General features: G+C 65.6%; 10 protein-coding genes. 3 read left to right on the top strand and 7 right to left on the bottom strand.

Annotated elements, in window-relative coordinates; translation table 11 throughout:
• Window positions 1–93: 93 nt before the first annotated feature.
• Window positions 94–1,458 carry a hypothetical protein gene (locus tag ACGFIQ_RS25765; protein ID WP_393247733.1) on the top strand — a complete coding sequence of 455 codons (1,365 nt, stop codon included), beginning with the start codon at window positions 94–96 and terminating at the stop codon, window positions 1,456–1,458.
• Here the strand turns inward: ACGFIQ_RS25765 and ACGFIQ_RS25760 are convergent.
• The 6 genes from ACGFIQ_RS25760 to ACGFIQ_RS25735 form a co-directional block, all read right to left on the bottom strand.
• Window positions 1,429–1,998 carry a hypothetical protein gene (locus tag ACGFIQ_RS25760; protein ID WP_393247731.1) on the bottom strand — a complete coding sequence of 190 codons (570 nt, stop codon included), beginning with the start codon at window positions 1,996–1,998 and terminating at the stop codon, window positions 1,429–1,431. The two genes, ACGFIQ_RS25765 and ACGFIQ_RS25760, sit on opposite strands and share 30 nt — an antisense overlap.
• 215 nt (window positions 1,999–2,213) lie before the next feature.
• The gene (locus ACGFIQ_RS25755) at window positions 2,214–5,375 is read right to left on the bottom strand and encodes a hypothetical protein (RefSeq protein WP_393247729.1); all 3,162 of its coding nucleotides are present in this window, start codon (window positions 5,373–5,375) and stop codon (window positions 2,214–2,216) included.
• Window positions 5,372–6,004, bottom strand: a complete 633-nt coding sequence (locus ACGFIQ_RS25750; RefSeq protein WP_393247727.1) for a hypothetical protein — start codon at window positions 6,002–6,004, stop codon at window positions 5,372–5,374. Before ACGFIQ_RS25750 ends, ACGFIQ_RS25755 begins: the two co-directional genes overlap by 4 nt.
• Entirely contained in the window at window positions 6,001–6,696 is a 696-nt protein-coding gene (locus ACGFIQ_RS25745) for a hypothetical protein (protein WP_393247725.1), read from the bottom strand. Before ACGFIQ_RS25745 ends, ACGFIQ_RS25750 begins: the two co-directional genes overlap by 4 nt.
• Window positions 6,693–7,976 (bottom strand): hypothetical protein, encoded by a 1,284-nt coding sequence (locus ACGFIQ_RS25740; protein WP_393247723.1) that lies wholly within the window; start codon window positions 7,974–7,976, stop codon window positions 6,693–6,695. The genes ACGFIQ_RS25745 and ACGFIQ_RS25740 overlap by 4 nt, the downstream gene beginning before the upstream one ends.
• Window positions 7,977–7,981: 5 nt before the next feature.
• Window positions 7,982–9,376 carry a Wadjet anti-phage system protein JetD domain-containing protein gene (locus ACGFIQ_RS25735; protein ID WP_393247721.1) on the bottom strand — a complete coding sequence of 465 codons (1,395 nt, stop codon included), beginning with the start codon at window positions 9,374–9,376 and terminating at the stop codon, window positions 7,982–7,984.
• A 438-nt stretch (window positions 9,377–9,814) separates the two neighbouring features.
• Between ACGFIQ_RS25735 and ACGFIQ_RS25730 the strand changes: the two genes are divergently transcribed.
• Window positions 9,815–10,060 (top strand): transposase, encoded by a 246-nt coding sequence (locus ACGFIQ_RS25730; RefSeq protein ID WP_393247718.1) that lies wholly within the window; start codon window positions 9,815–9,817, stop codon window positions 10,058–10,060.
• Between the two features lie 48 nt (window positions 10,061–10,108).
• Here ACGFIQ_RS25730 and ACGFIQ_RS25725 read toward each other — a convergent pair whose 3' ends face one another.
• Window positions 10,109–10,201, bottom strand: a complete 93-nt coding sequence (locus tag ACGFIQ_RS25725) for a hypothetical protein (RefSeq protein ID WP_393247716.1) — start codon at window positions 10,199–10,201, stop codon at window positions 10,109–10,111.
• A 283-nt stretch (window positions 10,202–10,484) separates the two neighbouring features.
• Between ACGFIQ_RS25725 and ACGFIQ_RS25720 the strand changes: the two genes are divergently transcribed.
• A complete protein-coding gene (locus ACGFIQ_RS25720) occupies window positions 10,485–12,002 on the top strand; it encodes a recombinase family protein (RefSeq protein ID WP_393247714.1) in 1,518 nt (505 codons plus the stop codon).
• Window positions 12,003–12,104: the final 102 nt, after the last annotated feature.

Here is a 12,104-nt window from a genome sequence, read left to right as displayed (position 1 = left end):
TTCGGCTGGCGGCCGGGTCGGATGCCATCGACCCAGCTGTCCTTGCTCGACACGTATGGTAAAGCCCGTTTCCGTTCCTGATAGACCGGAGTTGTGCTGTTGCGAACCGCCTTCGTGTTGGGTGCTGGCCTATCGCTAGCGATCTCCGACAAAATGCCACTGACTGACGCGTTAGGCAACCTTGTGCGCGGCCGCCTTCCTGCGGCGGCAGCCCGGTCCCCGCACGGCTTCAAAGGCGGCTATTTCGAGGCATGGTTGTCTCGGCTCGCCGAACCTCAGCCAGATCTGCTCGATCATGAGAATTACAGCAACCACGGGCTGTTCCTGAACGTCACCGACAACATCTACACGATCGTTCAGGAGTGTCAGCTCAATGTGCTCGCTGGACAACCGGACTGGTGGCTGCAACGTCTGGTCGGGCTCATGCACACCGGTCTCTCCGACGTGATCACGTTCAACTACGACATGCTAATCGAGCACACCATCGAGTACCTGCGTCCGGGGCAGTGGCCGGTCGGCGATATCGCGCGCGCGTTCCGGCTGGTGCGCGACGTGCCGCCGTTCTACCGCCAGCCGGGCTTCATCGTAGCCAGCAGCTCGGACACGTTTAGGCTGCTGAAGCTGCACGGCTCGCTGGATACATTCTGGGTGCCCGGTGACAGTTCCGGCGCCACGATCCAACGCTGGGAGTTGCAGGGCGGCTGGGGTGATCCGCAAGGCGTTGACGAGGACCGCCGCCGGCAAGCTCTGCCTGGTCGGAGTCCGTTCATCGTGCCGCCCGCCGCCGCGAAATCCGCCTTCTACAACAACCCGGTGACCCGCGAGCTCTGGCGCTCGGCATCTGAGGCGCTGCGTGCGGCCGACCGGGTCGCGCTGATCGGCTACTCGCTGCCGCCGACCGACCTGGTCACCTCCGGCATGTTCATCGACACACTCCGTGGCACCGACACGCAGGTCGACGTGGTCAATCCCTGTCCTGACGACATCGCGAACCGCCTGATCAACCTCGGTGTTCCTGACGGCAACGTCCGCCGGATCAAGGGCACCAACCCAGCGAGCGACTACACCGACCTGCTCGAGGACGAAGCCGCCCGCACCATCACCGCCAAACTCTCAGGAACGGACCCCTCGCGGCTGCTGGTGGTCGCCACATCGGCCTACCGGGCTGCACGTGTAACCGGGCTGCGCCGCAACGGCGACACTGTGGTCCTAACCATCGAACCGGTCACATCGCTGGAGGCCACCACGCGCAAGCAGCATCACCTCACCCAGGAGGTCGTGGATACCGCATCGCTTCTCGGGTACCTGGATGACGACAGCCGCGTCACGGTCGACTACGCCGATGGCACACGAGCGGCAATCATCACGGTCGGCGAATGGAACACCGACACAGGTCTTGGCGACGGGCACTGGACCGTGCTGATGCCGTCAGCGATGCCCATACCAGAGCCCCGATAACGCTCCACCTAAAAGGCGGTAAAGCCGTCCGAACAACACAGAGCCACCCGCTTGAGCATGGGGCGGTCCTGCGGCTCCGTGGACGCGTTCTCGCACCGACAACGAACGAGCACCATGCCACGCATTAACCGGTTGAATCTCGGATCTTACTCCTCCTCCATCGCATTGGACCACAGGCACTCGCTGCCAGCGCCCGATCCCGGCTCCGCTGCTGGCCCGGTCGCTACCGTAGTCGCGTAGCACCGCGCGAGGTCCGTGGGTGGGCAGGACACCGACGCCGGCGGCGCGGCGGGCGGCGGCGATAGCGGCTAGGGCCCGTTCGATGGTGGCGGGAGCGGGCCCGGAGTCGACGACGGTGTTGACGTACTCGCTGACGACCAGATGAATGTCGGGGCCGCTGGCCAGCAGGGTGTGCAGCGCGGCGGCGAGCGCGGCGACCTCGTCAAGAGCGGGGATCACGTCCAGCAACTGCTGGTCGCTACACCAGGTGAGGAAGCGGCGCAGGTCGCCGCTGTAGGCCCGGCGGGTGCTCTCGGGCATCGCGCGCGCGGCGCAGCCGATCGCGGCCAGCCGACAGGATCAGCGTCTGCCGGCTCGCGGGGACGCTCCCGGTGATGTCGGTGTTCTTTGTCGACGAGGTCATGGCTCGCCATCCGACGGTCGTCGCGACCGTTTCTCAGTCACGGAAAGGAATAGATAAAATCCCATCAAACCTGGGTCGGAGCATGGACGTGACTATCTCTACTTCGAGGACGTCAGTGCGGGGTTCGGCCAGCGATGAGATGATCAGCCGACAACTCGACCCTTGCGCTGTTGGTGTCGAAGCCGAACATGCGGGTGGGTAGGTTAAGGGCGTCGGCTTTGGATGGATAGCTGAAGTAGAGGATTTCCCCGCAGTAGGTGGCAGCGTCCGGCATGACTGCGTCTTGGCAGGTGCCGAGCACGGTGATGCCGTGTTCACGGGCGACGTTCGCGACTGCAGAGAGGACGTCTCTGCGATGCTCATCGCCCAGGGAGTCGCCGAGTTCGTCAAGGATCAGGACCCGGCCTTTCGGGTTCGGGCTGGCAAGTAACGCGGCGAGCACGAGGTGGATGCTAAAGAGTTTCTCCTGGGCGGTGTTGGTCGCGCTGTCGTAGGCAAGCATGCGCCCGCCTGGTGACCGCCTCCAGGCAGGTGTCACCTTCCAGGTCCAGACTTCTTCGGGTCCTGTCGGCCGGAAGACCTCGCAATGCAGGGTGGCCCCGTATCCGTCGGCGGACCGGTTGAGGCGGTCGAGGGCGTTGCTAATGGCGACAACGTTTTCCTCGATACGCTGTTCAAGGCTGTCTTGGACGTTGCTGACGCTTGCCTCAAAGGCGGTGAGCTTCGACTCGATGTAGGCTCTTTCCTGGGCGCGTTCTCGTCGGGCGGTGGCGATTTGGTCCTCTAAGAGCTGATCACGTTCGGCGTGTTGATTGAGCCAGTTGTCGAGTGCTGTGGCAAGCCGTACGAAGCCGGCTTGGTCGACAGATGTGGGGCGGTGGCCTGTTTCGTCGAGCGATTCGCGATGGCGGACGGCTTCGGCGATGCCGTCGGTGGGGGCTCCTTCGCCGGAGTCGCGTAGGACTCCCAGCATGTCGAGCACGCTGTTGATTTCATTGTTGGCTCGCACGGCCAGGTTATCGCTGGGCCGCGTGACGACAGGCTGGGTGGAATCGCGAGGGTCAGCGGGCCGGGTGACGCCGCGAGCGATGTCGTGGTCGATCGGCTGATCGGCCCAGTTGAGGATGAGGCGGGCGTCGGCTTGACCTCCGGGAATCGCGGACAGCCAGTAGCCGACGTCGGTGGCATCGAGGGCCTGACGGGTTGCCGTGTCGTCCTTTTTCGCGGCGATCAGTTCCTTTTCGGCTTGTTGGCGCTTGGTGCGGGCTTCGGAGCGGGCGGCTTCGATTCCCTGCACTTCGGCTTTGGCTTGAGCGAGTTCCTCGAAGGCCTCGCCGCGTGTCTCGGTGAGTCGGTCTATTAGCTCGCGGGCTTGCGGTAGTTCCTGGGTTTCGTAGGTGCCGATCTTCTCTACACATTGCTGGTATTTGATTGCGGCCTGTGCGGCAGTGAGATCCTCGGCCGCCTGGGTTTGCATCTTTTCTGCCAGGCCGTCGGCGGTCTCGGCGTCAGCGCGTGCGTGCTCGGTGCGCGCGAGCCGGGCCTGTAGCGCGGTGATCAGCTGGATTCGGCCGGCGATCGGGTCGTCGAACCCGCCGACCACGGTCGCCCCGGAAACGACGTCCTCGACCGCGCGGACGTCATCGGTTGGGACCGGATGCAGGTGTGCGGCCAGCTCTACCATGAAACGGTGGGCGCTGGGTGGCGCTGAGACGATGCCGTCAGGAAGCTCGCAGATAGGCGTGCCGCAGACGAGTATGGCACCTGCGTGCCCAGACAAGGCGGCGAGTGCGCCGTCTCGGTAGGGCTGGTCGACGCAGACGGCGGCCCGCCACGGGTGCAGGCGGGCTTCCCAGACGTCGCGGTAGCCTTCAGAGATCTCGGTCGTGTCTAGCAGTCCGACGGCCTGGATGGGTGGGTCGAGTTCGGCGAGGATGGCGATGCTGCGGCCAGCGTCGCCGCTGCGGCCAAGTTCTGCCTGCTCGATCTCGAGTTTGAGGGCGTCGACGAGCTGCGTCTTAGTCTCGAGATCCACTGCACGCGCGATGCGTTCTCGTGTGCGCTCGCCCAGCCGGCGCTGTGCGGTGTCGACGTCCAGGCGTGAGGTTCGGGCTCCGTCTCGTTCGAGTGCCGCCATCTGTTCGCGCAGTGTGTTGATGGTGTTGAGGATGGTGGTTTCCGCGCGGTTCGCCTCGGTCAGAGCGCTGTCGGCCGTCTTGAATGCCGCCTGGGCGTCTCGCGCCTTGGTGTGCATCGACGTGTCGTCGGCGAGCGCCTTCTCCTCTGCTTGCCGCTCACGCAGTGCCTTTGCGTGACGCTTGATTTCGGCTGTGTTGTGCCGGGCTTGTTCCTGTAGTACTTGACGCCGGCCGAGGGCGTCGAATAGTCCGCGTGCCAGGTGCTGACGCCACAGTCTTTCGCCGTCGTCGAGTTTGGTGCGGATGCTGCGCCGGATGCGGACCCCGTCGGCGGTTCTCTCTTCGGCGGCCCATTTTTGTTCGTGCTCGGCTACGGTCTGCTGAAAGTCTTCGATCTGCTTCGCCAGCTTGCGTCGCTGGTCCTGCTCGAATTCGAGAGCCTCGCCGCGACCGGTGAGCCGCACCAGTGCGGCGCCGATCTCTTCGGGGCTGAACGCGCCGGTGTCCATTTTCAGCAAAGACGGCCCGCTGCGTTGTTTTCCGCGGGACGCGACGTAGGCAAGGCATCGAGGGCTGTGGCCGTAGAGGGTGCTGACATATGTTTGGGCACCCAGATCGGCTGCGGGTATAGATTTCCAGACCGCCGGGGCGATGCGGTGTCTTTCGACGTCGGTGCCGGCATCCACGAGGTGCACGCCGGCGCTATGGCGGACCTGCACGTATTTCGGTGTCGACGACAGTTTCATCCAGACGGTGTGGGCGCTGGAGGCCGGGTCGTCGGGGTCGGCGAAGACACCGATGATGAATCCGGTGTCGGCTGCCGGGTAGCGGTGGGCGGCGACGCCGGCGGTGTCGGGCTCGAACAGCAATTGGGCCACGGAGGAGACACCGCCTCCGGATACGCGCCATTCGGGGTCCCCGAGCAGTAGCGACACGGCGGCGTTGAAACTGGTTTTGCCGGATTCGTTGGAGTCGCGGGGCCCGCGGCCGGTGACGGCGACGAACGATGACGGGGTGATGGCAACGGGGTGGCTGGTGAGGCGGGCGATATAGAAGGTCTGCACGACGACGAGCTGCCGTTCACCGATGACTCCGAGCGTCTCATCGGTGTGAGGCTGATCGAACAGTGTCGTCACGCGGTCTCCTCCAGGTTGCCCGGCGTGGGCGGCGCGGCCCTGCGGGCACGCAGTGCCCGCGCATAGATACTGTCGGGCGCTGCCACGAGCAGCAGGTTTTGCCACAGCTGGGCGGCGCGCTGCGGGGTGAGGCGCAGCAGCGCGGGGCCGGGGTAGAGCAGCCCGCGGCGCCGGCCGATCAGGCCGGCGGCGTGCAGCCGGCGTATGGATTCCTCGATCTGAGCCCGGGAGATGTCCCGGTTCTGCTTCAATTCGTCGATCGAGGTCCCGCGAACGCCGTCGCTGTTGTCCCATGTCGTGCCGGCCGTCTTGCCGCGAGCACGGGGGATCGCCACCGAACGCAGCAGGACAAGCACGAGAACGGCCCGGTCCGCAGATGCGAGCACGCCGATTTCCTGTTCGGCGAGTGTGTCGGCGATGTCGTCGCAGTATCCGGTCGTCCAGCCGTCACCGGCCTTGATCAGCGTTCGTCCGGATTGCCGCAAGACGGTGCTGACCGATTTGCGGAGCGCGGGGTCATCTAGTGCGGAGAAGACTCCCGGGCCGATGGCTCCGTCGACGATCTCCAGTGCGCCGATCGCCTCACGGACGGCGATCTGATCGGTGCTGGACAGACCCGGCGATGTCATAGGTCATCCGCCACATCGTCGCCCGGCAGCGGCGGGAAGGTGTCGTCGTCGAATGTCTGGTCGTCGAGGTCGCTGACGTCGTCACCGCCGTCGTCGTTGCCGAGCCCGTCCAGGTCCGCCTCGTCGATGTCGAGGTCGGGATCGGAGATTCGGCGCGGGTCCAGGCGGGGCAGCCGGTCGTGGAAACGTCGCATCGCCTCGACGAATGGCTCCGGCAAGGCCGCGGTCGCCGGCCCCAGATGAAGCACCGTGGGGCGGCCCTCGACCAGCCGGGCCGGGATCAGCACACGATACAAGGCGCTCTTGACCCACATCGTCGACAGGCCCAGATCTCCGGTGACCTCGAGCAGGCTCGACCTGGTAAAAGGCTCGCCGGGATAGGGCGGCGCCGCCCGGTCGGGCCATGCCAGGCCCAGGCAGCTCGCCCAGGTCAGGACAGCCACCGGTGAAAGGCGTCGGACCGGGTAGGCCAGGCTGTCTTCCGGTGCCGGCGTGTACTGCGAGAGCCAGCCCAAAACCAGCCCGCGCCCACCGGTGTCATCGGCCCGGTAGGTCAGCAGGGCGCGTCCGGCTTCATCAGCGGCTCGTCGGGCCGCGTCGACGGTCCGCGGATCCGCTCGCTGCGAAGCGAGGCCACCGGTCGCGCGGACCGCGGCAAGCAGCACTGCGGGGTCCTCGATCGTCCCGCTCACGGTCGGCCGTCCTGACCGGCGGGAGATCGGGACAGGATCACGGGATGCAGGTAGGTCACCGGCGCGTCCGGGTCCACGAGAACCTCGCGTCCTAGCGTCAACGCGAACGGTTGCGCCGGGTCAACGGAGGCTGTCAGCAACTCCATCAGCTCCACAGCGGCGGCGGGCCATCCCAGCTCCCGCAACAATGCGGTCATATCCACCGAATCGCCGCCATCAAGATGGGATTCGAGGACGAGCCGGCGATGGCGGGCAGCGCGTTCGTGCTGCTCCAGCAGCGTTGCGATCGGGTCGGTGTCGCCGCTCGAGCTCGGTCCTGGTGGCCGGGCCGGTGCCTGCCTGCCGGGTCGCAATTCGTCGAGCGCATCGACAATGCTGCCAGGATCCAGCCACACGGTCGGCGGATCGACCACCACGTGCGCCGCGACCGCCGCGAGCTCTTCGCTGGAGGCGTTGATGGCCGCAGAGAGATATTGCTCCGGTGTGAGAACGCTAAAGTCCAGCGACGCGCCGCCCTGCTCGAGGACGCGGTCGACCGCGCCAAGTACCTGCTGGCGGTAGCCGAGTTCGGCTTTCACCAGCTGGAATGCTAGTTCGCCGAGTTCGAAATCGCCGCTGAACCGTTGGGTCACTAGGTTGTTCAGGACGTGGACGTCGCGTTCGACGCGGCTTGGATCATGGTTGGCGTGCTCGTCGATCAGCTCGCCGATGGACGCCGTCTCGACGAGCCTTGACAGGTTCGCGGCATAGACGTTCAACAGTTGCCGGCATCGCCGCAGGTGCCTGATAATTGTGGCTCGATTAGCTTCGCCGGTTTCGATCAGCCACCGTGTGCGGTCGAGCAGCAACAGCATTTCCTCGATGCCGCCGCGCGTGCCAAGGCGTTCAAAAACGAGCAGCCCGGCCAGGCCTGAGGGATCCAGCACGTATCGCGACTGATTCTTCTTCTCCAGATACGGCCTTATCAGACCCATTCGGACGAAAAGGTCGAAACGGGAATCGAACAATGCGCGGTCGATGTGTCCGCGACGGACCATCACCGCCTCGACCTCTGCCTTGGTCATACCCGTCAGTCCGGCGTGGTCGGCGAAGACCTCCGACAGGTCGCGAGCGATCTGCACTACCCGCGGGTCGTCGGTGACTGCGGACACGTCACGGGCGATCGGCGCGATGAAGGAACGGATGTTAGCCAGCAGCTTGGCGTCGCTGACCTGCCTGCGATCGGACATCACGCCTGGCTGGGCCATCGAAAAGAGCGCGGGCTCTGCGGATTCGTCCACGTCCGCTACCGCACCGCTGCCAGCCGGCCGGCGAGTGACGGAAGAACGCGATCGTGCAGAGTTTGCTGCTCGACTGATTTCCCGGTCGCCTCGATGTACGCCGCCACGTCGCGTAGCGGAGCAGGAAGACGATCTTTCAAACGGGCCGCCAGGCTCCGGTCCTCCTCTTCAGCCTTTCGAGTCTCCTCGACCGTCGGTCTCTTACGCGCAGGGCCCGACCGCAGTAGGTCCAGATCCATGCCGATCGGCGTGACTGTCCTGCTGAGGCGGTCACCGAGCATCAGGAAGATCTCCAGTCCTGCCGCGTCCAGGTCCATCCACGCGGCCACCCGCACCGGCGGAAGAGCCGCGATCAGACTGACGGTGTTGACCACGGCCTTGCCCTGACCCCACACGCATAACCAGGACGCTGTAATCTCCTCGTTCTCACAAACCTCTTGAAAGGTCTCAGCATTCTCGATCAGCAGGATCCCGGACGCCCGGAAATCAATCTCCCCAACCAGCCGCACACCTTCCGACGGCAGCCCCACCCACGGCCGGCTCCGGCCGGCGTCTGCGATCGCAGTGCCCTGATGCCACATCAGCGGGCCTCGCACTCGGATGGTGATGTCGGACTTCTTGACCGCCAGCGAGAACTCCTGTCCGACAAGCTGACTGAACACGATGGACCGGGCGGCGGACCACGCGATGTGGGTATCGCCCCATGCCAAGCCGGCGAGCTCGGCGGCGCCCGGGATCCGATCCATGCGCGCCCACTTACCGGCGGCTCGCAGCGCTGCCTCGTATGTGGCCCAGCTCCGTGCCGTCGTCCCGGTTGCCGCAGGCACGGCCAGCGCAGATCCCGGCGCCACACCCGCCAGAAGCTCTCGTTCCACGGCCAGCGGCACCGGCGACGTCAGGCCGTCGAGAAGCTCAAGCAACTCTCGGCGCACCTCATCTGGGTCGCGCCGCGGCCGAAGCTCGGCTAGCTCGTCAGCTGCCTGCTGCGCCCACGCACCCGACAGCGACCAACTCTGCGGAGAACCCAGAGCCAGACGGTTACGGTCTACATCGCAACGCAGCACCACGCCGCCTGCTCTGACGAGCTCGACAGCGACCTCGAGCGCCCTGGCACCGAAGCGGTTGGACACCGACGACCACATGCGCCGGCCCGCGGAGAGCGTCCAGACCAGATCCGCCTGCGACAGACCTGCCGGCGGCTCGAACAGAGCAACTCGATCGGCGGCGACAAGATCCACCCTGGACACCTTCGTGCGGCCCCGCCGGTCCTTCGGCACCCGGTACTCGCCGTCGCGACGCACGGGAACCGTCACCGCTTCCAAGCCCGAAGGTACGCCGGCCAAGGAGATCGGCGTCCGGCCCGAGACCTCACCCAGCAGCGGCTTGTAGTGATCACGCATGCAAGCCGACGATCACGATGGCGACGATTCGTGACGGCGATGGCGGCAGAGACGGAGGTCTGTCCGCGGTCCGGCTCATCGATACGGCCATGTGTAACTCATTGAACACCTCGCGTAGTGAACGGCCTACACCATAGCCGCTCCGCACGCGCGAACGTACCCCAGCATTTCCCGCCCGACGATCGTTGAGAAGGGATTAATAGCGTTCGACATCACGGCCCGAGCGAATCCGCCCGGAGAGGCTGTCGTTCGCCATCCGACTCTGTGCCAGGCCAGAGACGGATGGACGAGCCCGAACCAGCCGCAGACAACCTAGAACGCGGCCAGCCACAGCATGTACGGCTCGCCGCACCGACTACCTCACCACAGCCGTACGCACAACTACTCAAACGGGTGTGAGGTTCCCCCGGCAGTTCGGAGGCTTTCGATCATGCTCTGGTGCGGCTGAAGGGAGTCATCCGTGGCAGCACCGAAGAAGTATTCGATGAGCTGCGTGAACGTGCGGTGCGTCTGTATCGGAAGTCGGATCCGAAGCCGGTGAGCCGTCAGCTGGCCAGCTTGGGGGTGCATCATGAGGCGTTGCGGAACTGGATCCGCGAGGACGAGGCCGACCGGGGCCAGCGCGATGATCGACAAGCGCCCCCGCCCTACTGCCGGGTAAGCCCGCGTGGTGTGGTCAGCTAGTACTCTGCCGATAACCCAGCGACGGGTGGGGACGCCAAACCGCCCGGGCTACCGGCTACGCAAGGGCTCGTCCGGTGGGATCACCTCGATGGCGTTAGCCACGAAACGGAAACGATCTCCCAAGTCTACCAGGCCGATCACCACTGCGTCGCCAGTCGCGGCGTCGAGGACCAGCCGCCCCGAGGACCGGACGAATGGTTGTCGTAGACGGTGGCGACCAGCCCGCCGGCACCGCTCCGACACACGCAAACAATGAGCAGCCGGGCTCGCAGTCAGACTCTGTCTCGGTCGCTGTCCATTAGCCGGCCGGCCAGTTGCCGTCGATACCACTCGAAAGGGTGACACAGCTGCGTGAATCAGCCGCACCTCCTACTCTGGGCGTGGGAACCATGGCGGGGGTACATACGCCGATCGTGGAGGTCCTATGGCGACGAGGGTGACGGCAGCCGCAGAACGGGACACCCTTTCGTCGTGGGCCGCCGGGCAGCGGAAGCTACGGCCACAACGGTTCGTCTCGGCTGCGGATGGACTGCGCTTCGCGTTCTACGGACGGATGTCCACCGTCGACTTCCAGGATCGGGCCTCGTCGTGCCGGTGGCAACGCGACCACGCCGGCGACCTGGTCGCGGGTCATGGCCGGATCGTGGTGGAGTTTTTCGACGAGGGCGTCTCCCGCCGCGTGCCCTGGCCGGACCGGCCGCAGGCGTCACGGCTGCTCGACGCCATGACTGATTCGACACGCGGGTTCGACGCGGTCGTCGTCGGGGAGTACGAGCGCGCCTTCCACGGCCAGCAGCTTGAACAGTTGACTCCCACCTTGCTCAGGCATGGCGTGCAGTTGTGGCTGCCGGAAACCTATGGGCCGGTGGACTTCGACAACCCCCGACAGCTGGCGTTGCTGGACCTGCTGGGTGTGCACTCCCAGCGGGAGGTGTCCCGGGCCCGGCATCGCACCACTGCGGCCATGCGCGCTCAGGCAGAGTTGCAGGGCCGACACCTTGGCGGCCGGCCACCCTACGGCTACCGGCTCGCCGACGCCGGCCCTCATCCGAACCGCGCCCACGCCGCCTGGGGACGGCGCCTGCACCGCTTGGAGCCCGACCCTGCCACCGCACCCCACGTACGGTGGATCTTCGAGCAGCGGCTTGCCGGCCGGAGCGTGGCCAGCATCGCTCGCGCCCTCAACGACAACGGCGTCCTTTGCCCGTCCGGCGCCGACCCAGCGCGTAACCCCCACCGCAGCGGCCGCCAGTGGATGCTGACCACTGTCGCGGCGATCCTGGCCAACCCCCGTTACACCGGGCGGCAGGTCTGGAACCGTCAACGCACCGACCACGACGACATCGAACCGGACGGCACCATCACCAGACACCATGAGATCCAACGGTGGAGCGCCTCCACTGACTGGGTCATCTCCCGCGAGATCGCACATACTCCGCTGGTCAGCGAAGAACACTTCGTCGCCGTCCAGGCAATCCACAGCGCACCGACCCCAGCCGACGGCATCCCCCGCTGCTATTTGTTGGCCGGAGTGATTTGCTGCGGCGTGTGCGGCCGAATCATGGACTCCCACTGGGTCCACGAACGTGCCGGCTACCGATGTCGACACGGCAACACCAGCACCCGACCCACCTCATCGAGACGACAGAAGACCCTCTACGTCCGAGAGGACCATCTTCTGGACAGGATTCGACACGACAGCTGCCTGCGTCGGCACCACCCGGCGATGCGCGACCAGGATCCAGACAGCGTCGCGGGCTACCTGCGGCTCAACAACATGATCATCGTGTGTGACCACGACGCTTGGACCATCGAAACTGACACGGCGGTCTTCCCGCTCACCGCCCCGACGAGCGTCCTGACCCGCACAGCAAAAATCCCCGCCCAACGGGACGGGGATCGCTCGAAACGCGAAGAGAAATCACGCTTCGTGGGGAAATGATGTGTCCGAGACGTGAACACCGCTTCGTCGCAGACGTGCACCAGATTGGGTGCACATGCTCATAGGTTAGGGTACGGCCAGGGCTGGCTCAAGACTGCCCGC

Origin of the sequence: Micromonospora sp. NPDC048898 (assembly GCF_043198035.1) — a bacterium.
Taxonomy (GTDB): domain Bacteria; phylum Actinomycetota; class Actinomycetes; order Mycobacteriales; family Micromonosporaceae; genus Micromonospora.
This window is presented reverse-complemented; position numbering and strand designations above follow the sequence as displayed.